Origin of the sequence: Streptomyces sp. CA-249302 (assembly GCF_050936785.1) — a bacterium.
In the GTDB taxonomy this organism is placed as follows: domain Bacteria; phylum Actinomycetota; class Actinomycetes; order Streptomycetales; family Streptomycetaceae; genus Streptomyces.
This window is the reverse complement of sequence record NZ_JBNJMG010000001.1, coordinates 4,165,594-4,187,641: the sequence shown is the minus strand read 5'-3', so window position 1 is coordinate 4,187,641 and position 22,048 is coordinate 4,165,594. Positions and strand designations below refer to the sequence as shown.

The following is a 22,048-nucleotide window of genomic DNA, read 5'->3' as shown; positions in this document are numbered from 1 at the left end:
CTCCCGTACCCCTCCCGGACGGCTCCGGGACCACTCCGGGACCTGCTTCAGGGCGTTTCCCGCGCCTCCCGGCGCAGTTCCGCGTCGTCCGCGAGCCCGGCGATGACGGCCCGCGCCACCTCGTCCAGCGGCAGTTGACGCCGGCGCGCGTACTGCCTCAGCGCCAGGAACGCCCGGTCTGCCGCCGTGCCCCAGCGCTCCGCGAGCATGCCCTTGGCCTGCTCGATCCGCACCCGGCTGGCGAGCGCCTGCTGCAACTGCCCGCTCAGGGTGCGGTATCGCGTGTACTGGTGGCGGTTGTGCAGCCCGAGCGCCGCGGCGTCGGCGAGCACCTGGGCCAGCAGCACCTCCGAGTCGGAGCCGGACGGCGAGTCGTCGGGCAGCGTCGGCGCGAACACGTTGAGCGCGCCGAACAGCGTCCCGCCGCGCCGCATCGGCACTGCGAAGGTCGACGCGATGTCGTGGCCGAGCGCAGCCGCGGTGAAGTCCGGCCAGCGGGCGTGGGCATGCGCCACCCTGATGGAGACGGGCGGCACGGGCAGCCCGGAGCCGTAGCTCTCCACGCAGGGCCCGCCGCCGTGCTGGGTCCGCAGCAGGTCGAGCGCAACCTCCTGCTGCCGACTGCTGCCGGCCAGGGACACCGACCGGTCGCCGTCGACGAGCATGATCCCGGCGGCCCGCGCGGCCAGCAGATCCACGCACTGGTCGGCCACCCGCCGCAGATGCTCCGGGGCCTCGAAGTCGTCGGCGAGCGTGTCGGCGGCCTCCACCAGTGCCGTGGCCAGCCTGAGTTCCCGGGTCGTGTGGTGCATGACAGCGCATCCCCTTCCCTGCCCGCCCGCTCCCGGCCCGTTGTGCGCCTACCCCTACCCTCTGTGCTGTAACAGCTCTCCGACAAGGCGTGGGCGACCTCGTGGGCGCCACGGGGTGTATGTCAGGATTGAGACTTGGACCGGTGCACCCAAGGGGGAGTTGGATGTACGGCAGCAGGGGGGCCGCGATGCGTGCTTCCACGGCGGTGCTGGGGGCGGCGCTGCTGATCGCGGGGTGTTCCTCGGGGGGCGACGGCGACAAGAACGCCGGCGCGAAGATCACCCAACAGCCAAGGAGCAGCGACCCGTTCTGGGTCAACCCGGACGGCAACGCGGCCCGCCAGGTCGCCGCGTACGCCAAGTCCGGCAAGGACACCGACGCCGAGCAGATCCGCAAGATCGCCGAGCAGCCGACCGGCGAGTGGATCGGGCCGGAGAACCCTCAGAAGGAGGCGCAGGGCTTCACCGAGGCCGCCGACAAGGTCGGCCGCACGGCTCTGCTCGTCCTCTACAACATCCCGCACCGCGACTGCGGCCAGTACTCGCAGGGCGGCGCGGCCGACGGCGACGCGTACCGGGAGTGGATCGACGGGGTGGCCGCGGGCATCGGGGACCGTCCCGCGACGGTCGTCCTCGAACCGGACGCCGTACTGCACCTGGTGGACGGCTGCACCCCGGACGAGTTCCACGAGGAGCGCTACGACCTCCTCAAGGGCGCTATCACCAAGCTCAAGTCCCTGAAGAACACCAAGGTGTACCTGGACGCGGGCAACGCGGGCTGGGGCCACCCCGACCAGATCTTCCAGCCGCTCCAGTGGGCGGGCATCGCCCAGGCGGACGGCTTCGCGGTCAACGTCTCCAACTTCTACTCGACCGAGGACTCCATCGCCTACGGCAAGGAACTCTCGTCGAAGGTCGGCAACAAACACTTCGTCATCGACACCAGCCGCAACGGCAACGGCCCCTACACGGGCGGCGACGAGGACGAACGCTGGTGCAACCCCCCGGGCCGCGCCCTGGGCGAGACCCCGACGACGAAGACGGCGGACCCGCTGGTGGACGCGTACCTGTGGGTCAAGCGGCCGGGGGAGTCGGACGGGACGTGCAAGGGCGGGCCCAAGGCGGGCCAGTGGTGGGCGAGTTACGCACTCGCCCTTGCCAAGGCCAGTAAGTAGCCGACGGCTACGGCACCTTGACCCACTGCGCCTTGCTCGGCGTCCCCTGGTCGTCGTCCACGAAGATCATGTACCACCCCGACTGAACAAGGTTCTTGTTCTTCGGCACGGTCACCGTGATCTTGTTGCCGGACGTCTTGAAGTCCAGTGCGATCGACCGCTGATCGACATCGGTCACATGGGTCGACGCACTGGGCCTGATCAGCCGTACCTTCTTGATCGCGGAGGCCTGCGGTGACGTGAACGTCCCCGATCCGCCCCGCGCGATGGTCTGCGGCCCGCCGGAGAGCGAGGGCCGCGAGTCCCGGTACAGATACGGCGGCGTGTAGATCTCGATCCGCTGCTCGAACTTGCCCGGCTTGGTGTTCGCCTTGTCGCCGTACAGCGAGTCCGACCCGAAGAACATCACCCGCCCGTCGGGCAGCAGGATCGACCCGGAGTGGTAGTTGCGCCCCACCAGCGGATCCGCCACCCGCTCGAAGGAGTTCGAGGACGGGTTGTACAGCCGCGCCTGGAGGATGTTGGAGTCGCCGCGCCCGCGATAGTCCTCCGAGCCGCCCGACACCAGCACCGAGTCGTCCGGCAGGATCGAGGCCTGCGGATACCGGGTCCCCTTCTCCAGCGTCGGCCCGTCGGTGAACTTCGGGTTCGCGTCCTTCAGGTCGATCAGCCGCGTCTTGTTGCTGGACTTGGCGGACTCGCCCACCCCGCCCCCGCCGATCACCATGAACTTCTCGTCCTGTGCCGGCGGCAGCAGCACGGTCCCGGAGGTCTCCATCTCGTTCGCGTCGCTCAGCCCGGACAGCTTGGTGAACTGGTTGGTGCCGACGTCCCAGATCCCCGGAATCCGCCCGACGTTGTCCGGCCCGTACCCCGCGTTCGACCCCGAGTAGAAGATCTTGCCGTTCTGCATGAGGAACAGCGCAGGGTAGGTCGGGAACTGCCGGATCTTCTTGGTGTACGTCCATTTCTTGGTCGCCGGGTCGAAGATCTCGTTCTTGCCCGGGACCAGCTGCCCGATGTCGTCGAGCCCGGAGACGCTGAGGACCTTGCCGTCCGACAGCGTGGTGAGCGTCGGATACCAGCGGGCCTCGTTCATCGGGTCGACCTTGATGTACTTCTCCGCGACCGGGTCGAACTCGAAGGCGTCCCGGATCCCCTGGAAGTCCTTCTTGTCGAGCGCGAGCTTCTGCGCGATGCCGTACGTGTTGCGCGCGTCGGTGCCGGTCAGGCCCTGGATGCGGTAGTTGTCCTGCGTACCGGTCTCGTACTTGGTGCCGCTCCGCCGCGCCTCGACATAGATACGGCCGAGCCCCGGGTCGTTGCGCAGGAACTTGCCGGTCGCCTTGTCGAAGACCTTCTTCGCGCGCGGCACCAGCACCGGGTCCTTCGACACGAAGGTCTTGCCGTTCTCCTTGCCGGTGAACACGGTCCCCGCGGGCAGCGTTATCGGCTTGTCCGGGTTCTCGTTGTGCACCACCATCAGCCCGCCGGCCTTGGTGACGTCACCCTTCAGCTTCTCGTACCGCTTGGTCCCGCCCGCGATCAGCAGATTGCCGTTGGCCAACTGGGTGTGACCCGTGCAGAACAGGTCCTTCGGCGTCGGGATCTTCTTGATCGTCCCCTTGACCGGGTCCCAGATCCGGGTGTCGAACTTCTTCGCGTTGAAGTTGTCCTGGTTGTTCCCCGAGCCCGCGATCAGGAGCACCTTGCCGGTGCGCAGCAGCGCCGCGTGGATGGTGTCCTGGCGGTACTCCTTGGGGAACTCGACGATCTGCCAGTGGCCGTTGTCCGCTTTGTACTCGGGTCTGTTGATCTGGTACTGGTGGTACTTCTCGGTCCCGAAGCGGTACAGCCACGGCCCGTTCATCCCGGCCAGCGCGAGCACCACCGCCGTGCCGATCGCGAGTCGACGGGCCCGGCGGTGGCCTGCACGGTCGTTCATTCCTTACGTCCCCCAAATCCACCCAGGGCGATCTGCATCGTCTGGTCGTTGCCTTGGTCGCCGCCCTCGCCCGAGGCCCCGTCGGAGGCGGCCCAGGTGGGCTTGTGCCCGGTGCCGTGCGGCGAGTGCTGTGCCGGCACCTGGTGCTGCGGCTGGTACGCGCCCGCTGGCGCCGGCGCGCTCGCCGGTTCGTACTGGACCGGCTCCGGCGGCCGCTTCTTCTCCTGCCACAGCGAGTAGCGCCAGGCGAAGATCGGGGAGGCGGTGATCAGCAGGGCGAAACTGGCCCAGATGATCATCGCCGGGTGCGAGTGCCCGTACGCGAAACCGGCGGAGATCGAGGCACCGAAGACGAAGATGAAGAACAGGTGGATCCGGAAGGTCCCGAACAGGGTGTCCGGGCTGGCCGAGTCGCCCTTGGGCGTCACCACGAACTTGCTCTTGCGGCGCAGCACGGCGTCCATGAGGGAGCGCGCGTAAATCGGTGCCGACAGCGCGGACATCACCATGCCCGCCACACCACCCGAACCCTCGGGCTCGTGCGGCGAGACGTTGTGCCGGCGGTTCCAGACGTAGAGGCCGATCTGCAGCGCGGACGCGTTGCCGTAGAGCATCAGCCACACGGTCGGGTCGATGTTCACACCCGAGGCGCCCAGGCCCAGGAAGAGCGCACAACTCAGCGCCGCCAGGATCCAGTTGAGGGCCGACATCGGGTAGAAGATGATCATCATCGTGTAGTTGAAGAGCTTGCCCGGAGGCAGCGAGAACCAGCCCTTCCAGTACTGCTTCAGGATCGTCTCGTACGTCCCTCGCGACCACCGCAGCTGCTGCGTGAAGAAGTCGGTCCAGGCGCCCGGGCCCTCGCCCACCGCGAGCACGTCCGGCGTGTACACCGACCGCCACTTCTTCCCCGTCGCGGGGTTGCGGTGCCGGTGGATCTCGAAGCCGGTCGCCATGTCCTCGGTGATCGAGTCGTACAGACCGCCGATCTGCTTCAGCGCCTTGATTCGTACGGCGTTCGACGTACCCACGAACATGGGTGCGCCGTAGAAGTTTCCGGCCCGCTGGATGAGCGCGTGGAACAGGAACTGCTGCGACTCCGCGGCCTTGGTGATGGGGTTGTCGTAGTTGCCGTACACCTGCGGGCCGATGACGAAGCCGACGTCCGGGTCGCGGAAGAAACCGAGCATCCGCTCCAGGTAGTTGGGCAGCGGCACATGGTCGGTGTCGACCGAGGCGAAGAAGTCGTACTCGTCGCCGTGCGCCTGGAGCCAGGAGTTGTAGTTGCCGTGCTTGGTCTTCGCGCGGAACGGGCCCTTCTTCCGGTTCCACTGCTCGACTCCCTTGCGGGAGAAGTGGTGCACACCGAGGCGCGCGCAGACCGCCTTCACCTCGTCGTCGTCGCCCTCGTCGAGCAGCCAGATGTGCAGAAGGCCCCGGTGCCGCAGCCGTACGGCGGCCTCCAGGGTCTTCGTGACCATCTCCAGGGGTTCCTTGCCGGGCACGTACGTGGTGATGAACGCGACTCTCGTGCCGGTCTCCGGCACCACCGGCACCGGGTCGCGGGCGACCAGGGTGGCATGTGCGTTCGACAGCACGTTCATACAGCGGAAGAACTCGATAAGACCGATCGAGACCAGCATCACGATGTCCAGCGCCGGCAGGAAATCGAACGCGGGATAGTCACGTTCGGTCCAATGCTCCGGCTGGAGCAGCCAGGCGAGCAGAATGAGCGAGAGCAGGGGCGCGGCGCCCAGCATCAGGGCGGCGCGCAGGCGGTGCGGCTCCTGCGAGAGCAGCGAGCGGTACTGCACCTTGTACGGCTTGTTCGGATCGGGCTGGGTGAGGGGACCGGCCAACCGGCTGTAGTGCTCGTAGTCGTATCTCGGCAGTGTCTTCTTGATCCGGCGGAACTGGCCCGTCGTGCTGCTGTTCCGGTGCGAAGGCACCCTGAGCTGGGTGGTTTCTGACGGGTCGAAGTTCTGCCGGGCGCCCGTCGGCGTCGACGTCATGAGTCATCCCCCCACACGCAGGTCACCGCGTGTTGTGTCGGTTCCTTCCGTCCGCGCACGAGTCCCCCTCGACTCGTCACAGACGTATCAGTGACCGGCCGCAGTCACCACACTTTCCACACCCATAGACATGGAACCGCGACCTTCCGGTTGCATGATGCCCCCCTCGGCATCCCCTCGTGAACGGGGCCCCCTATCCCCGCAGACCGGGCAACCGCTTACTAGACCCCCAACTACCGCGTATCCGCAGCATCTTGAAAAACAGGGTTCTACGGCGTTCATCATGATCGCAAGATGCGAAACGCGGTGTTTACCGGTCATACGCGTTCATTGTGGCGCCTGTGGGGGTCTTGTGGATGCTCTGTGGACAGGCGGGTACGGATGTTGTCGAAGTGCTCTCTTATGGCCTCCTCCGCCCGCATCGAGTCGCCGGACCGCACCGCGTTGAGGATGTCCCGGTGCTGTCGGCAGGTGACCCGGTGGTCCGGCGGTGCGCCGCCCAGATCCGTGTGAACCCGGTGGAAGGCGTCCCAGAACGCCTCCAGGACCTCGCCCAGAAGCACGTTGTCCAGACCCCGGTAGAGGGTGGCGTGAAAGGCGCGGTCGGTCTCGGCCAGGCCGGCACCTCCCTGTGCGGCCTGTTGTTCCATACGTCCCACGAGCGCCTCCAGTTCAACGAGGTCCCGTTCGGGAATCCGCCCCGCGAGCCGGGAGACCAGCCCGCTCTCCACCGCCTCGCGCAGCTCCAGCAGCTGGAGGAAGGAGTCCTCGCCCCGGTAGTGCCCGGCGACCGTGCGGAAGGCCAGGCCCTCGATCATCGGCGCCAGGGTCATCGGGCCGACATACGTCCCGAAGCCGTGCCGGATCTCCACGATGCCCATCGCCTGGAGCGCCTTGAGCGCCTCCCGCACCGAGTTCCGGCTCGCACCGAGGAACTCCATCAGCTCGGGCTCGGTCGGCAGCGGGGCCCCGGAGGGAAGCCTGCGGTCGATGATGAGCTTCTTGATCCGCTCCTGAAGGTCACGCGCAGCCATGGCGAGAGAGTATCCGGCCAAACCGGGGGAGCCCCCTGTTCCGGCCAAGCAAAAGGCCCCCCGCTCTCACGGAGGGCCTTCGCTGTCGGTGCGCCGCCAGGGACTCGAACCCCGGACCCGCTGATGCTGTGTTCATCTGGGGGATAACCCCCAGACCCCCAGCCGCCTTGACGGAGCCGCTGGGGTTCAAAGGCAAAGGCCCCCCGTGATCACGGAGGGCCTTGCTGTCTGTGCGCCGCCAGGGACTCGAACCCCGGACCCGCTGATTAAGAGTCAGCTGCTCTAACCAACTGAGCTAGCGGCGCCTGCTGACAGCGGAACTCTACCGGATCCGCGGGGGTGCTCCCGACCGCGGGCGGGCCGTGTCACCAGGGGTTCGGGGTGGCCGCGTACGTCATTCGGACCGTCAGAATGCGCGTCCGGAAGACAGTTGGGAAACTGATCGACGTGCACGAACGCGGACATTTCCACCTGGAGTGTGAGGGGAATCGCATGGAGACTCCGGTATTCGAGGAAGTCGACCCCGCGAGCGACTGCGACTGCCCCGGCTGTGCCCACTGGCGGCGCGTCCTGCCGTACTCCCGGTCCGGCCGCCACCCGGCCGCGCACCGGACGCTCATCGTCGCGGCCGCCGCCTCCGCGGCCCTCGGCGCCGGTCACGCCGTACCGGCGATCGCGGCCCCGCACGCTCCCCCCGGCCCCGGCGTCCCCGCGGCTGACGAGCCCGCCACCCCGCAGGGCGGCAAGGCCCCGCTGCACGGCCCGGCGGGCAAGCCGGCCAGGCCGCCGCACGCGGTCAAGGCGCCGGCCACCACCCGTGCGGAGATCATCCGGCGGGCCAAGACCTGGGTCGCCGCGCAGGTGCCGTACAGCATGGAGGAGTACTGGTCGGACGGTTACCGGCAGGACTGCTCGGGGTTCGTCTCGATGGCCTGGAACCTGCCCGGGAACGAATGGACCGGCAGCCTCGACCAGTACGGGGAGCGCATCCCCAAGGACGACCTCCAGCCGGGCGACATCCTGCTGTTCCACAATCCGGCCAACCCCGAGAACGGCTCGCACGTCGTCATGTTCGGCGGCTGGACGGACTACACGCACACCTACTACATCGCCTACGAGGAGACCCGCCCGCACGCCCGCCGGCAGGCCACCCCGTACGCGTACTGGAGCCACTCGGACCGCTATGTCGCCTACCGGTACAAGGGGCTCGCGGCGGACACGGCGGGCGCCGGGGCGGGCGCGGGCGCGGGAGCGGGAGCTGGGGCGGGCGCGGGCGCGGGCGCCGGTGCCGGGGTCGGGGTCGGGGTCGGTACCGGGGTCGGGGTCGGCTCCGGGAAGGACGCGACGCCGTACCCGGGGGCCTTGTACTTCGGGCCGGGGGCCGACAACAAGTACGTCACCCGGCTCGGGCAGATGCTCGTCGCGCGGGGTGCCGCGCGCTTCTACACCTCCGGTCCCGGTCCGCGCTGGTCGGACGCGGACCGGCGGGCCACCCAGGCCTTCCAGCTGGCGCAGGGGTGGAGGGGTGCGGACGCCGACGGGCTGCCCGGGCCGCAGACCTGGGCCCTGCTGGTGAGCGGGACGGGCAAGGACATCGCGGCGGCCGGGGCGGCGGGGCCGCCGGCCCCTGCATCTCACGGGAAGCCCGCCTCGCACGGTGTCCCCGGCTACCCGGGGCGGGGCATGTTCCGGCCCGGCGCGAACAACGCCTTTGTCACCCAGTTGGGGCGGCAGCTGGTGAAGAAGGGGTTCGGCAAGTACTACGCGAACGGGCCGGGGCCGCGCTGGGGCGAGGCGGACCGGCGCAACGTCGAGGCCTTCCAGCGCGCCCAGGGCTGGCGCGGCGGCGCGGCGGACGGCTACCCGGGGCCGGAGACCTGGAGGCGCCTGTTCTCCTGAGCGGTCGCCGAGACGACCCACCCGCCCGTTGAACCCACCTGTTGAACCCACCTGTTGAACCCACCCGTTGAACCCACCCGTTGTGACGCATCTGGCGCGGAGGCTGGAGGCACGCATGAGTACCACGACCACATCGCAGACGCCCGAGTCCGAGGGACCGGCCCGGTCCGGTCGGCTCATCCAGAACGAGTCGACCATGGAGATCCCGGTCCACCTGCTCTTCCGTGACGACCCGGACCCGGTGTCCGTGCCGCTCAGGCCCGCCGTCGTGGGGCGCCGGCAGGGCACCGGTGAGCAGCCCCGCTTCCGCCGCCCGCTGCCGGCCAGGCCCCGCCCGGCCGTACAGGTCGACCCCGAGCTGGCCGAGCGGCCGGCCAGGGTGCTGCCCGGGGCGGCGGGCGTGCTCGCCGGCGCCTGCGGGGTCGCCGGCTGTCTGGCCAGTTCCTGGTGGGCGGGCGTTCTGCCGCCGCTCGCGACGGAGGCGCTGCGGCTGCCGGAGTACGCGGGTGCCGGACTCGGTCCCGCCCAGTGGGCCGCGTACGCCGGGGCCGGCGCCCTCGGTCTGTTCGGGTTCGGCGGGCTGGCCCGCGGGCGGACCGGACGGGCCTGGGTGCTCGGCCTGTTCGGCCGCTACCGGGGGACGGTCCGGCGCACCGGCCTGATGTGGGTCAACCCGCTGCTGCTGCGTCGCCGCGTCGACGTACGGCTGCGGCACTGGCGCAGCGAGCCGATGCCGGCCGCCGACGGCAACGGGGTCGCGCTGCGCGCCGTCGTCCTGGTGGTGTGGCGGGTCCGGGACACCGCGCGGGCCGTGCTCGGGGTCGAGGACCACGAGACGTATCTGCGCGAGTGCGTGGAGGCGGCCCTCGCCCGGGTACCGGTCGAGATGCCGGGCGGCACCCGGGGCTCGGCGGAGCTCGCCGGGGACGCGCTGACCCGGCTGGTCGCGGCGGACGCGGCGCCGGTCGGCCTGGAGGTGTTCTCGGTGCAACCGGTCCGGGTCGAGTACGCCCCCGAGGTCGCCGCCGCCATGCACCGGCGCCGCATCGCCGCGCTGGACGCCCAGCACCGGGCGACCGTGCTCTCGTCGGTCGTGGACTCGGTGGAGGACACGGTGACCCGGCTGACCGTACGCGGACTCGTGGAGCTTGACGACTACGAACGCAAGGCGCTGGTGAAGGACTTGACGGTGGCGTTCTGCTCGGGACGCGGGGAACAGGGAGCGTGATTGGTATGGACACGTCGTTTCTCTAGACACGGTCAACTAACGGCAATAATCTGGGACTTGGTCTAGACCTGCACGCCTCATGGAACTTCCCCCACGTTCTTCAGGAGCGGCAGCATGCGCACAAGGACCAAGTCCTACGCCGCCGTGGTGGGTCTCGTCACCGCCGGAGCCTTCGTGTTCTCCGCCGGCGGTGCCAGCAGCCACGGCTACACCGACCTCCCCATCAGCAGGCAGAAGCTCTGCCAGAACGGCACCGTGACGAACTGCGGCGACATCCAGTGGGAGCCGCAGAGCGTCGAGGGGCCGAAGGGCTTCCCCGCCGCCGGACCGGCCGACGGCCAGATATGCAACGGCGGTGTGAGCAGGTTCAGCCAGCTCAGCTCGCCGACCACCCCGTCCGGCGGTGCCTGGCCCACCACCAAGGTGACGGGTGGTCAGAGCTACACGTTCCGCTGGCAGTTCACCGCCATGCACGCCACGACCGACTTCAAGTACTATGCCACCAAGCAGGGCTGGAACCAGAACCACAACCTGGCCCGCTCCGACCTCAACACCACCCCGTTCCTGACCGTCCCCTACAACGGTCAGCGCCCCCCGGCCACCCTCTCCCACAGCGGCACCCTGCCGTCCGGGCTGAGCGGCCACCACGTGATCGTCGCGGTGTGGACGATCGCCGACACGGGCAACGCGTTCTACGCCTGCTCGGACGTCACGTTCTGAGCGTCGCTTTCTGAGCATCGCTTTCTGAGCATCGCTTGAGCAAAACCGGCTTTCCCCGAGGGTAGGTTCACCGCACCAAGCAGTACCTGACCTCGGGGGAAGCCATGGACGTGGTGTTCTATCTCGTGCCCGGCCTGATCATGGCCGGCGCTCTCTTCATGGCGTACCGCGTGCTGCGCCGCTGGTTGCAGGTGCGTGGCGCCTGGAACAGCGGGCTCACCGCGCAGGGGCGGTGCCTGCGGATGTTCACGACGACGCACGGCGGCGGCCACGACACCCATGTGCGCACGACCCTGCACCACGTCTACGAGTTCACCACCCACGACGGCCGGCAGGTCCGCTTCGAGGAGGAGGACGGCCGGGCGACCGTCCTGGAGGGCGACCTCGTCACCGTCTACTACCAGGACGGCCCCACCGTGGTCGCCACCGCCCACGAGCCGGGGCAGCTGAAGCAGGCGGCGGCGACCGTCGGCCTCCTCGCCTTCCTCGGGGTCGTGGTGGTGTTCTGCGTCGGGTTCATGGTCACCTTCCACACGATGGACTCCGGCTCGGACGACTCCGGGTACTCGGCGACGCTGCCGTAGCAATCTGACGGTGCGTCAACTACCGTGCGCCCCCATGGAGTCCAGTGGGTCCAGGGAGTCCGGAAGGCGCACGGTCGCCGAACTCGTAGCCGGGCAGTGGGGCGACCACCGCCCGGCCCTGTGGTGCGAGGACCTGGTCCTCACCCACCACGAGGTGGCCGCCGGCGCCGCGGCCCGCGCGGCCCTGCTGGCCGACCTCCTGCCGCCCGGCGCCGAACCGCACGTCGGGGTCCTGCTCGACAACACCCCTGAATACCCACTGTGGTTGAGCGCGGCGGCTCTCGCCGGAGCCGCCGTCGCCGGTATCAACCCCACCCGCCGCGGCCCCGAACTCGCCCGCGACATCCTGCACACCGAGTGCCGGGTCCTCATCACCGAGCACACCCACCTCCCGCTCCTCACAAGCCTCGAACTCCCCGGCGTACGACTCCTGTTGACCGACTCCGAGGAATACGAGGCCCTCCTCGCGCCGTATACGACCGCGGTACCCGACGCCTCCAAGGCCGCCCCGGGTGACCGTCTGCTCCTGTACTTCACCTCGGGCTCGACCGGCGCGCCCAAGGCCGCGATCTGCACGCAGGGGCGGCTGGCCGCGGCCGGGGCCTCGCTGGTGGGGCAGTTCGGGGTGCGGCGGGAGGACGTGCACTACGTCTGTATGCCGATGTTCCACGGCAACGCGGTGATCGCCGACTGGGCGCCCGCGCTGGCGGCCGGGGCGGGGGTGGCGCTCAGGCGGCGGTTCTCGGCGTCCGGATTCCTCGCGGACGTGCGGAAGTTCGGGGCGACGTACTTCACGTATGTGGGGCGGGCCGTGCAGTACGTACTGGCGACCGAGGAACGGGACGACGACCGCGACAACCCCCTCCGGCTCGGCTTCGGCACGGAGGCGGGGGCGGTCGACGCGGCGGCCTTCGAGCGGCGGTTCGGGGTGCGGCTGGTGGAGGGGTACGGGTCCTCGGAGGGCGGGGCGGCCGTGCAGTGGTCGCCCGGGACGCCGGCCGGGGCGGTGGGGCGGGCGGCGCCCGGTCTCGTCGTACTCGATCCGGAGACGGGGCGGGAGCGCCGGGCGGCCGTGTTCGACGGGGCCGGGCGGCTGCTGAACGGGGACGAGGCGATAGGGGAGCTGGTCAACCGGGGGCCGAACCCCTTCGAGGGGTACTGGCGCAACCCGGACGCGGAGGCCGAGCGGCGGCGGGACGGGGCGTACTGGACCGGCGACCTCTTCTACCGCGACTCCGACGGCTATCTCTACTTCGCCGGGCGCACCGACGACCGTATCCGCGTCGACAGCGAGAACCTGGCCGCGGCGATGATCGAGAACATCCTCGCGCGGTACGAGGGGGCCGACGCCGTCGCCGTGTACGCGGTGCCGGATCCGGTGACCGGGGACCAGGTGATGGCGACCGTCGCCGGGAGCTTCGACCCGACCGCCTTCGCGAGCTTCCTGGCCGCCCAGCCTGATCTCGGCACGAAGATGGCACCACGGTTCGTGCGGGTGCTGGAGCGGATGCCGGTGACGGCCACGAACAAGATCCACCGCGCCCTCCTCCGGCGCGAGGGCCTGAACTGCACCGACCCGGTGTGGTGGCGCCCACCGGGCGAGACGACGTACCGGAAACTCGCACCGGAAAACACCGAAGGCCCCCTCGCTCCCACGAGAGGCCCTTCACCGGCGCGCCACCAGGGACTCGACCCCCGGACCCGCTGATGCTGTGTCCATCTGGGGGCTGTGTCCACTAGCGGCTCCGCCGCGGGCCCCCAGACCCCCAGCCGACCTCGCAGCACCCGGAAAACGCCGAAGGACCCCTCGCTCCCACGAGAGGCCCTTCTGAAGTGCGCCGCCAGGGACTCGAACCCCGGACCCGCTGATTAAGAGTCAGCTGCTCTAACCAACTGAGCTAGCGGCGCATGACTCTCGCCGACCACTTGGGCTGTTCCTCGTGGGCGGCGACGAAGAAAATACTACCTGGTGTGGAGGGGTGCTTCCGACCAAGGTCAGATGGCCAGGGAGAGCAGGACCGGGGCCGCGTTGCGGTTCAGGGCGTCGGCGGCCTGGCGGAGGCGGTGGGCGTCCTCGACCGGGAGGGAGAGGGCCAGGCAGCCGACCGCGGAGCCTGCCGTGATCGGGACGGCCGCGCAGACCGTGCCGACCGCGTACTCCTGGAGGTCGAGGTGGGGCACGGTGGGCGGCTGGGACTCCAGGCGGTGGAGGAGGAGCTTGTCGCTGGTGATCGTGCGTGAGGTCAGGCGGGCCATCTTGTGGCGGGAGAGATGGTCGCGCCGGCCGTTGTTGTCCAGCTGGCCCAGCAGGCTCTTGCCGATCGCGGTGGCGTGCGCCGAGTAGCGGAAGTCGACCCACTCGTTGACCACCGGGGTGGTCGGGCCGTCCGCGTACTGGGCGATCTTCACCTCGCCGTCGACGTACCGGCTGAGGTAGACGGCCGCGCCGACCGAGTCGCGCAGCCGGTCCAGGGTGCGCTGGAGCTTGTCGCGCAGGGCCTGCTCACGGCCCTCGGCGGAGCTCAGGCGGTTGAGGGCGTCGCCGGTTACGTACGCCCCGTCGGCGATCTGCTCGACGTAACCCTCGCGGCGCAGCATCCGCAGGAGGGTGGTCAGCCGCTCCGGGGTGAGGCCGGTGAGCCGGACGAGCTCGGTGTCGTCGACTCCGGTGGTGTGCCGCGCCACGGTCTCCAGGACGCGCAGGGCGTCCTGGGCCGAGTGGTACGGCGCGGTCGGCTCGTGCTTCAGCGCCACGGTTCCCCCTGCGCGCTCGGTCGCTCTACAACTGGGCCGTCATACCATGCAGCGAATCTCTTCCAAGATAACGGCCAAGAGGCTTGTTGTGAGCGGCTGTTGACGAGATTCCGACCCCGCTCCACCGCCCTCAACAGGGACGTCGGCACTCTGGCATATGCCGAAGGTAAGATCCGGGGCCTGGACCTCGGAGGTTGAACCGTGTTCAATCCCTGAGGTCACAGCACCGCGCTGAGAAATTCCCGGGTCCGGTCCTGCTCGGGCTCGCTGAAGATCTTCTCCGGCGGCCCCGACTCGATGACCTTGCCGGAGTCGAACATCAGCACCTGGTCGGAGATGTCCCGGGCGAAGTTCATCTCGTGGGTCACACAGAGCATCGTGATGTCGGTGGTGCGGGCGATGCCGCGGAGCACGTCGAGGACGCCGGCCACCAGTTCCGGGTCGAGCGCGGACGTCACCTCGTCCAGGAGCAGCACCCGCGGCCGCATGGCGAGGGCCCGTGCGATCGCGACGCGCTGCTGCTGGCCGCCGGAGAGCCGGGTCGGGCGGGCGTCGGCCTTGTCGGCGAGGCCCACCAGGTAGAGGAGGTCGCGGGCCCGCTGCTCCGCCTCGTCCTTGGGCAGGCCGAGCACGGTGACCGGCGCCTCCATGATGTTGCGCAGCGCGGTCATGTTCGGGAACAGGTTGAACTGCTGGAAGACCATCCCGATCTTCTTGCGGACCTCGCGGACCTGCTTCTCGGGCGCGGGGAAGAGCTTCTCCCCGTCGACGGTGATGGTGCCCTCGTCCGGCTTGGTGAGGGTCATCAGCAGCCTGAGGATCGTCGTCTTGCCGGAGCCGGACGGGCCGATCAGCGTGACGTGCCTGCCCGAGTCCACCGAGAAGTCGAGGCGGTCGAGGACCGTGTTCTGCCCGAACCGCTTGGTGACCTGCTCGAGCCGGATCAGCTCGCTGCCGTCCACCGCGGGGTTGCCGCCCGCGTCGGGCTCTTTCGTCAGAGGGGTGTCAGCGGACAAGGCGTCGCTCCAGGGCTCGTACGAGAAGGGAGGCCGGACAGGCGATGAGGATGAAGGCCACGCCGATGACCGTCAGGGGCTCGGTGAACTGGAAGTGCTCCTGGGAGAACAGCCGGGCCCGGCCGAGCATCTCCATGACGGTGATCGTCATCAGGATCGGCGTGTCCTTGAGCATCGCGATGACGTAGTTGCCGAGGGCCGGGACGACCCGGCGGATCGCCTGCGGCAGGATCACCGCGGTCCAGGTGCGCCGCACCGGAAGGTTCAGCGCGGTCGCAGCCTCCCACTGACCGGCGGGGACCGCCTCGATGCCGGCGCGGTAGACCTGCATCGTGTACGTCGAGTAGTGCAGCCCGATCGCACAGATGCCGGTGGTCAGTGCCGACCACGTCAGGCCCCACTCGGGCAGGACGTAGAAGAAGAAGAAAAGCTGCACCAGCAGCGGTGTGTCGCGGATGAACTCCGTGACCACACCGACCGGCCAGCGCACCCAGCGCGTCGGTGCGCGCATCAGCAGCGCCCACACCAGCCCGAGCGCGAACGAGATCAGCGAGCCGATGGCCAGGATCTGCAGGGTGACCAGCAGACCCTCCCAGAACTTCGGCATGAAGTCGGAGACGGCGCTCCAGTCCCATTTCATCCGAGGGCACCTCCCGCACCCACACCGGTCGTCTCGGGACGGCGCAGCTCCTGCTCGGGCGTGCGCCCGACCGGCCTGCCCAGCCCCGCCTTGAGCTTGCGTTCCAGTCCGCGCATGCCCCGGGTGAGCAGGAAGGCGATGACGAAGTAGATCAGCAGGACGTACGTGTAGATCTCCGCGCTCTCCTGGAGCGCGAGGCGCACCAGGTTGGCGCTGAAGGCGAGGTCGCCCATGCCCATGACGGACACCAGCGCGGTGCCCTTGAGCAGCTCGATCAGCAGGTTGGAGAAGGGCGGGATCATCTCCGGCACCGCCTGCGGCAGCAGGACCAGCCGCAGCCGCTGCCAGGGCGTGAAGCCGAGCGCGATCCCGCCCTCCTGCTGCGCCGGGTCGACCGAGTTCAGCGCGCCGCGCACGATCTCGGCGCCGTACGCGCCGTAGGTCAGTCCGAGCGCGAGCGTGCCCGCCCACAGGGGCACCAGCTGCCAGCCGAAGGCGATCGGCAGCACGAAGAACACCCAGAAGATCATGATCAGGGCGGAGGTCCCGCGGAACACCTCGGTGTAGAAGCCCGCGAGGAAGCGGACGATCCACAGCCGGTGGGTGCGGGCGATGCCCACCCCGAAGGCGACGGCCGCGGCCACCAGCCCGCTGAGGACCAGGAGTTGGACGGTGGTCCAGATGCCTTTGAGTACGAGTTCCCAGAGTCCGGAGGTCATCAGCCGGTCCCTCCGGCGCAGAGTTCCTTGGCGGTCAGGTCGGTCATCTCCGCCTTGGTGAAGCCGAACGGCCGCAGGATCCGGAAGAGTTCGCCGCTCTCCTTGAGCTTGCGCAGCTCGACGTTGAAGGCGTCCCGCAGCCTGGTCTCGGTCGGCCGGAACGCGAACGCGCCGCCGTCGACATGGGGTTTGCCCTTGACGAGCGGGGCGAAGGCCTTGGTCGACTCGGCCTTGCCCGACTTCCTGACCACCTCGCGGGTGGTGAGCGCCGTACCGGCGAAGACGTCGACCCGGCCCGCCTCCACGGCGTTCAGCCCGGCCACCTGGTCCGGCACGATCAGGATGTCGCTCTCCTTGTACCCCGCCTCGACGGCGTACTGGATCTCCGCGTACCCGGTCCCGGTCGCGAACTTCGCCTTCTTCGCGACGACGTCCTCGTAGTCGTGCAGCCCCTTCGGGTTCCCCTTGCGCACGATGAACGCGTCGAGCATCTGGTAGTCGGGGTCGGCGAAGACGACCTGCTCGCAGCGCTCGGGGTTGACGTACATCCCGGCCGCGACGACGTCGAACTGCTGCGAGTTGAGGCCCGGGATCAGCGAGCCGAACTCGGTCGGCACCGGCTGGACCCGGTCCACGCCGAGCCGTTTGAAGACCGCCTTGGCCAACTCCGGCGCCTCGCCGGTCAGTTCGCCGTCCTTGTCGATGTACCCGAACGGGATCTCGCCGGCGATGCCGAGCCGTACGACACCGGCCGCCTTCAGCCGTTCGAGCAGGTCGCCGCCTTCCGTGGTGGACGCGGTGGCCACGCGGCTGCAGCCGGCGGTCCCCAGCACACCGAGCGCCGCCACCCCCGCGAGCAGCGACCGGCGTGTTGTCCGAGGTGTGTCTCTCTCGTTCCCCATAGGTGGAGCCATGGCGGCGCGGCTACCCGAGAGCATGCGATGTATGCACCATGGAACGCATGGCTGACCGCTACATCGAAGTCTCGCTGGTCAAGCGCGGTGTCTCCGGCACGGCAAAACTGCTGGACGACCGCGCCCCCGTCACCTGCGCGGCCGTGTGGGACGCCCTCCCGCTGGGCGGCGACGTCTACCACGCGAAATACGCGCGCAACGAGATCTACGCCCTCTTCCCACCCTTCGCCCCGACCGAGCCACCCCTGGAGAACCCGACCGTCACCCCGATCCCCGGCGACCTCTGCTACTTCTCCTTCGCCGGCACCGAACTGGGCACGAAGTCGTACGGCTACGACCGCGAGGTCCGCGCCGGCACCACCGTCGTCGACCTGGCTCTCTTCTACGAGCGCAACAACCTCCTGCTCAACGCCGACGTCGGCTGGGTCCCCGGCATCGTCTGGGGCCAGGTCGTCGAGGGCCTCGCCGATCTGGCCGAGGGCTGCAACGACCTGTGGCGCTCGGGGGCGGCGGGGGAGACGCTCAGCTTCCGCCGGGCGTGAGCCGTCCGTCCGACATGAGCGCGTGCGCCGCCCGCAGCACCAGTCCGTCCCGGTGCCGGGCGGCCACCAGCTGAAGCCCGATCGGCAGTCCGTCCCCGTCCGTGCCGACGGGGACGGTCGCCGCCGGCTGCTGGGTCAGGTTGAAGGGGTACGTGAACGGGGTCCACCCCGTCCAACGGCGGAAGCCGGACCCCTTCGGCACCTCCGCGCCCGCCTCGAACGCCGTGATCGGCAGGGTCGGCGTGACGAGGAGGTCGTAGGACTCGTGGAAGCGGCCCATGCGGCGGCCGAGATCCATCCGGACGTCCACCGCGGCGAGGTAGTCGAGCGCGGAGTACCGGGCGCCGGTCCCGCAGATCTCCCGCAGCCCCGGGTCGAGCAACTCCCGCTGGTGCGGCCCGAGTTGCTGGGTCACCCGGGCCGCCCCCGAGAACCACAGGGTGTGGAAGGCGTCCACCGGGTCGGTGAGGTCGGGGTCGGCCTCGGTGACGTACGCGCCGAGCTCCGCCAGCCGCTCCACCCCGCGCCTGACGGCCGCCGCGACCTGCGGCTGCACGGCCACCTGCCCGCCGAGTGAGGGCGAGTACGCCACCCGCAGCCCGCGGACGCCCTCCGCCAGCCCCGCCGAGAACGGCCCCGGCGCCGCGTCGAGCGCCGACCAGTCCCTGCTGTCCGGCACCCCGATCACGTCCAGCAGCAGCGCCGCGTCCGCCGCGTCCCGGGTCATCGGCCCCACGTGCGACAGCGTCCCGAAGGCGCTCGGCGGATAGAGCGGCACCCGTCCGTACGTCGGCTTCAGCGCGAAGATCCCGCAGAACGCGGCCGGGATACGGACGCTGCCGCCCCCGTCGGTGCCGAGCGCGAGCGGCCCCGCGCCGAGCGCCACGGCGGCCGCCGCGCCCCCGCTGGAGCCGCCGGCGGTACGGGACGGGTCGTGCGGGTTGCGGGTCACCCCGGACAGCGGCGAGTCCGTGACGCCCTTCCAGCCGAACTCCGGGGTCGTCGTCTTCCCGACGAACACGGCCCCGTGCTCGCGCAGCCGGGCGACGGAGGGCGCGTCCTCGCCCCAACTCCCCTTATCGGAGATGGTCTTGGAGCCCTTCAGGGTCGGCTCCCCGCGCAGCAGGATGATGTCCTTGACGGTCGTCGGAACCCCGTCCACCAGCCCCTTCGGCTCCCCGCGCCGCCACCGCTCCGTCGACTCCCGGGCCTGCGCGAGCGCCTCGTCCGCGAGCAGCCGTACGAACGCGTTCACCTCCGGCTGGATCCCCTCCGCCCGCTCCAGTACCGCCCGGGTCGCCTCCTCCGGACTGAACTCGCCCCTGCGATACCCCTCGACGAGTCGTACGGCGGTCAGTGCGGTGAGGTCGAGGTCCGTCATCTGCCCTCCAGCGCTGGGTGGTTCGGCGGTTCAGGGGATCAACGCCCAGGTACATACCCGCGTTTCTTGTCCACCACGTTCACCAGCGGCCGCCCCGCCGCCCAGCGCTCGTACAACTCCACGAACTGCACGCCGAGTTCGTCCCGCCAGCCGATCGTGTCGCCGCTCATGTGCGGGGACACGATCAGGCCGGGGACCTGCCACAACGGGCTTTCGGGGGTGAGGGGTTCGTGTTCGAAGACGTCCAGGGCGGCGCCCGCGATCCAGCGCTTGGCCAGCGCCTCCGCGAGCGCGTCCTCGACCACCAGGCCGCCCCGCCCGATGTTGATGAAACGGGCCGAGGGCTGCATCACGTCGAAGCGGCGCGCGTCGAACATGCCGTACGTCTGCTCGGTGAGCGGGGCCGCCGCGATCACCCAGTCGGCGCGGGCGATCAGGCGGTCCAGGTCCTCGGGGCCGTGGATGCCGGTGTGCGGGGTACGGCCGACGAGGGCGGTGGTGATGTCGAGGGCCTTGAGCGTGCGGGCGATCGTCCGGCCGATCGGGCCCGAGCCGACCACGACCGCGCGCGTGCCGGCCACCCGCTGCGACTCCCGGTGCCGCCAGGTGCGCTCCGCTTGCAGCGTCCAGGTCGTCGGGAGGTCCTTGGCCATGGCCAGGACGAGGGCGGCGACGTACTCGGCGATGGGCTGGTCGAAGATGCCGCGCGCGTTGGTGACGACCGTGTCGGAGGCGGCGAGTTCCGGACACATCAGGTGGTCCACGCCCGCGCTCGCCGTGTGCACCCAGCGCGGCCGCGGCCCCTCGCCCGGCCAGGCGCTCCGCACCACCCGTGACGTGAAGTCCCAGACCAGCAGCACATCGGCGTGCGGCAGCAGCTCGGCGAGCGTCGACTCGTCCGCGTGCTCGACACGGGCGCGGCCGGTGAGTCTGCCGAGGCGGGGGAGGGGTTCGGCGTCCAGGACGAGAAGGGTGGGGACGGTCATGCAGGAGGGCTCGATTCCGGGTGCGTGGCGGCCGTCTGACATGCGAGGTTTGACCACGCTCGCACCCGAACCTACCTTCGTCAACACGGGCGTTGCGTACGGTCCGTTGCTCACCACTTCCTGACCGTGAGGGCGGTGTCCGTCATGGACGTTTCCTTCCTTGGTGGACCACGGCCGCAGCGCGGCGTCGGAGTGGTCGCCCCCTGCGACTTCGCGCTCGACCGCGAGCTGTGGCGCTGGGTGCCGGACGAGGTCTCGCTGCATCTGACGCGGACCCCGTACGTGCCGGTCGAGGTGAGCCTCGACCTGGCCCGGCTGGTCAGCGAGCACGAGACGCTGGACGACGCGGTCCGCACGCTGACCGCGATCGCCCCCGAGGTCGTCGCCTACGCCTGCACCTCCGGCAGCTTCGTCGGCGGGATCGCCGGCGAGCGGGCGATGTGCGCGGCGATGACGCGCGCGGGCGCCGTCCCCTCGGTCACCACCTCGGGCGCGCTCCTGGAGGCACTGGCGGCGCTCGGTGCACGCCGGGTGGCGCTCGTGACGCCGTACACCGTGTCGGTGACGCGCGCGCTGGAGGAGTACGTCGCCGAGGCGGGCGTACAGGTCACCGGCTGCGTCTACATGGGCCTGACCCGGCACATCTGGAAGGTCCCGTACCGCGATGTGGTCGCCATGGCGCACAAGGCGGTGCGGCGCGCGGCCGACGTCCTGTTCATCAGCTGCACGAACCTCCCCACCTACGACGTCATCCCGCAGCTGGAGGCCGAACTGCGCATCCCGGTGATCTCGGCCAACCAGGTGACGATGTGGGCCGCGCTGGCCCGGCTGGGTACCCGAGCGGTGGGGCCGTATCAGGCGCTGATCGATCCGGCGGCGCGCTCCGGTCCCGTACTGCCGGAACTCCCGGACGGTGAACAGCACCAGGAAGGCAGGTCATGACGGCACTCGGTTTCCTCTACCCCGGCCACTCCGCCGAGGACGACTACCCCCGCATCGAGCAGCTGCTCGGCAGCGACATCCGGCTCGACGTCGTCCACACCGACATCGGCACGGACGCGCACCGGGTGGACGCCCTGCTGGAGATGGGCTCGGCCGAGCGGCTCGGGGCGGGCATCGAGGAACTGCGCATGGCGGGCGCCGAGTCGGTGGTCTGGGCGTGCACCAGCGGCAGCTTCGTGTACGGCTGGGAGGGCGCCCACGAGCAGGTCCGCACCCTCGCCCGCGGCGCGGGCATGCCGGCCTCCTCGACGTCCTTCGCCTTCGTGCACGCGGCACGGGAGCTGGGGCTGCGGCGGGTGGCGGTCGGCGCGACCTACCCGGACGACGTGGCGGACCTCTTCGCCCAGTTCCTGGGCGCGGCCGGCCTGGAGGTGACGTCGGTCCGCGGCGCCGGGATCATCACGGCGGCGGAGGTCGGCACCTGGGGCGAGGCCGAGGTCTTCCTGCTGGCGAGGGACGCCGACCGCCCCGACGCGGACGCCGTCCTCCTCCCGGACACGGCCCTGCACACGGCGGCCCACATCCCCGCCCTGGAGAAGGAACTGGGCAAGCCGGTCCTCACCGCGAACCAGGTCACGGTGTGGGAGGGCCTGCGGCTGGCCGACCGCAGGGTGAACGCGCCGATGCTGGGGACGCTGTTCACCCGGGAGCCGATTGTGCAGGCGTGATCACCACCCCGGGGAAT

20 protein-coding genes and 2 tRNA genes are annotated in these 22,048 nt (G+C 70.0%); 9 read left to right on the top strand and 13 right to left on the bottom strand.

Features of this window, described 5'->3' with window-relative positions; genetic code table 11:
* Positions 1 to 47 precede the first annotated feature (47 nt).
* Entirely contained in the window at positions 48 to 812 is a 765-nt protein-coding gene (locus tag ACQEWB_RS18695; protein ID WP_432832369.1) for an ANTAR domain-containing protein, read from the bottom strand.
* Positions 813 to 976: 164 nt separating this feature from the next.
* Between ACQEWB_RS18695 and ACQEWB_RS18690 the strand changes: the two genes are divergently transcribed.
* Positions 977 to 1,987, top strand: coding sequence for a glycoside hydrolase family 6 protein (locus ACQEWB_RS18690; RefSeq protein WP_432832367.1), 1,011 nt, complete (start codon positions 977 to 979; stop codon positions 1,985 to 1,987).
* Positions 1,988 to 1,994: 7 nt separating this feature from the next.
* Here ACQEWB_RS18690 and ACQEWB_RS18685 read toward each other — a convergent pair whose 3' ends face one another.
* The 4 genes from ACQEWB_RS18685 to ACQEWB_RS18670 all read right to left on the bottom strand — a co-directional run bounded on the left by ACQEWB_RS18685 (position 1,995) and on the right by ACQEWB_RS18670 (position 7,283).
* Positions 1,995 to 3,932, bottom strand: a complete 1,938-nt coding sequence (locus tag ACQEWB_RS18685) for a galactose oxidase-like domain-containing protein (RefSeq protein ID WP_432832365.1) — start codon at positions 3,930 to 3,932, stop codon at positions 1,995 to 1,997.
* Positions 3,929 to 5,944 carry a glycosyltransferase family 2 protein gene (locus ACQEWB_RS18680; RefSeq protein WP_432832363.1) on the bottom strand — a complete coding sequence of 672 codons (2,016 nt, stop codon included), beginning with the start codon at positions 5,942 to 5,944 and terminating at the stop codon, positions 3,929 to 3,931. Before ACQEWB_RS18680 ends, ACQEWB_RS18685 begins: the two co-directional genes overlap by 4 nt.
* A gap of 317 nt (positions 5,945 to 6,261) precedes the next feature.
* Entirely contained in the window at positions 6,262 to 6,978 is a 717-nt protein-coding gene (locus tag ACQEWB_RS18675; RefSeq protein ID WP_432832361.1) for a FadR/GntR family transcriptional regulator, read from the bottom strand.
* Between the two features lie 231 nt (positions 6,979 to 7,209).
* Positions 7,210 to 7,283: transfer RNA gene (locus ACQEWB_RS18670), tRNA-Lys, on the bottom strand.
* 187 nt (positions 7,284 to 7,470) lie between these two features.
* On the opposite strand from ACQEWB_RS18670, the gene ACQEWB_RS18665 reads away from it, so the two are divergent.
* The 5 genes from ACQEWB_RS18665 to ACQEWB_RS18645 all read left to right on the top strand — a co-directional run bounded on the left by ACQEWB_RS18665 (position 7,471) and on the right by ACQEWB_RS18645 (position 13,117).
* Entirely contained in the window at positions 7,471 to 8,877 is a 1,407-nt protein-coding gene (locus ACQEWB_RS18665; protein WP_432832359.1) for a peptidoglycan-binding protein, read from the top strand.
* A 115-nt stretch (positions 8,878 to 8,992) separates the two neighbouring features.
* Entirely contained in the window at positions 8,993 to 10,105 is a 1,113-nt protein-coding gene (locus tag ACQEWB_RS18660) for an SPFH domain-containing protein (RefSeq protein WP_432832357.1), read from the top strand.
* Positions 10,106 to 10,219: 114 nt separating this feature from the next.
* Entirely contained in the window at positions 10,220 to 10,825 is a 606-nt protein-coding gene (locus ACQEWB_RS18655; protein WP_432832355.1) for a lytic polysaccharide monooxygenase auxiliary activity family 9 protein, read from the top strand.
* A 104-nt stretch (positions 10,826 to 10,929) separates the two neighbouring features.
* A complete protein-coding gene (locus ACQEWB_RS18650) occupies positions 10,930 to 11,409 on the top strand; it encodes a hypothetical protein (protein WP_432832353.1) in 480 nt (159 codons plus the stop codon).
* 34 nt (positions 11,410 to 11,443) lie between these two features.
* Positions 11,444 to 13,117 (top strand): AMP-binding protein, encoded by a 1,674-nt coding sequence (locus tag ACQEWB_RS18645; protein ID WP_432832351.1) that lies wholly within the window; start codon positions 11,444 to 11,446, stop codon positions 13,115 to 13,117.
* Positions 13,118 to 13,243: 126 nt separating this feature from the next.
* Here the strand turns inward: ACQEWB_RS18645 and ACQEWB_RS18640 are convergent.
* The 6 genes from ACQEWB_RS18640 to ehuB all read right to left on the bottom strand — a co-directional run bounded on the left by ACQEWB_RS18640 (position 13,244) and on the right by ehuB (position 17,440).
* Positions 13,244 to 13,317 (bottom strand) — tRNA-Lys (locus ACQEWB_RS18640).
* Between the two features lie 87 nt (positions 13,318 to 13,404).
* Positions 13,405 to 14,163: an IclR family transcriptional regulator gene (locus ACQEWB_RS18635; protein ID WP_432832349.1), complete on the bottom strand. Its 759-nt coding sequence runs from the start codon at positions 14,161 to 14,163 to the stop codon at positions 13,405 to 13,407.
* Positions 14,164 to 14,381: 218 nt separating this feature from the next.
* Positions 14,382 to 15,179, bottom strand: coding sequence for an ectoine/hydroxyectoine ABC transporter ATP-binding protein EhuA (ehuA, locus tag ACQEWB_RS18630; RefSeq protein WP_432832347.1), 798 nt, complete (start codon positions 15,177 to 15,179; stop codon positions 14,382 to 14,384).
* Positions 15,169 to 15,819 carry an ectoine/hydroxyectoine ABC transporter permease subunit EhuD gene (gene ehuD, locus ACQEWB_RS18625; RefSeq protein ID WP_432832345.1) on the bottom strand — a complete coding sequence of 217 codons (651 nt, stop codon included), beginning with the start codon at positions 15,817 to 15,819 and terminating at the stop codon, positions 15,169 to 15,171. Before ehuD ends, ehuA begins: the two co-directional genes overlap by 11 nt.
* Positions 15,816 to 16,538, bottom strand: coding sequence for an ectoine/hydroxyectoine ABC transporter permease subunit EhuC (ehuC, locus tag ACQEWB_RS18620; protein ID WP_432832343.1), 723 nt, complete (start codon positions 16,536 to 16,538; stop codon positions 15,816 to 15,818). Before ehuC ends, ehuD begins: the two co-directional genes overlap by 4 nt.
* Entirely contained in the window at positions 16,538 to 17,440 is a 903-nt protein-coding gene (gene ehuB / locus ACQEWB_RS18615; protein ID WP_432832341.1) for an ectoine/hydroxyectoine ABC transporter substrate-binding protein EhuB, read from the bottom strand. Before ehuB ends, ehuC begins: the two co-directional genes overlap by 1 nt.
* A 59-nt stretch (positions 17,441 to 17,499) precedes the next feature.
* Here ehuB and ACQEWB_RS18610 point away from each other — a divergent pair, with 59 nt between their 5' ends.
* Positions 17,500 to 17,994 carry a DUF3830 family protein gene (locus ACQEWB_RS18610; RefSeq protein ID WP_432832339.1) on the top strand — a complete coding sequence of 165 codons (495 nt, stop codon included), beginning with the start codon at positions 17,500 to 17,502 and terminating at the stop codon, positions 17,992 to 17,994.
* On the opposite strand, the gene ACQEWB_RS18605 is transcribed toward ACQEWB_RS18610, so the two are convergent.
* Positions 17,975 to 19,375, bottom strand: coding sequence for an amidase (locus ACQEWB_RS18605; protein ID WP_432832337.1), 1,401 nt, complete (start codon positions 19,373 to 19,375; stop codon positions 17,975 to 17,977). The genes ACQEWB_RS18610 and ACQEWB_RS18605 overlap by 20 nt on opposite strands.
* A gap of 38 nt (positions 19,376 to 19,413) precedes the next feature.
* Complete coding sequence (locus ACQEWB_RS18600; protein ID WP_432832335.1) at positions 19,414 to 20,361, bottom strand: D-2-hydroxyacid dehydrogenase; 948 nt, start codon at positions 20,359 to 20,361, stop codon at positions 19,414 to 19,416.
* A 144-nt stretch (positions 20,362 to 20,505) separates the two neighbouring features.
* Between ACQEWB_RS18600 and ACQEWB_RS18595 the strand changes: the two genes are divergently transcribed.
* Together ACQEWB_RS18595 and ACQEWB_RS18590 are read left to right on the top strand one after the other, a co-directional pair.
* On the top strand, positions 20,506 to 21,303 hold the full coding sequence (locus ACQEWB_RS18595) for a maleate cis-trans isomerase family protein (RefSeq protein WP_432832333.1): 798 nt from the start codon (positions 20,506 to 20,508) through the stop codon (positions 21,301 to 21,303).
* Positions 21,300 to 22,031, top strand: a complete 732-nt coding sequence (locus ACQEWB_RS18590) for a maleate cis-trans isomerase family protein (RefSeq protein WP_432832331.1) — start codon at positions 21,300 to 21,302, stop codon at positions 22,029 to 22,031. Before ACQEWB_RS18595 ends, ACQEWB_RS18590 begins: the two co-directional genes overlap by 4 nt.
* Positions 22,032 to 22,048: the final 17 nt, after the last annotated feature.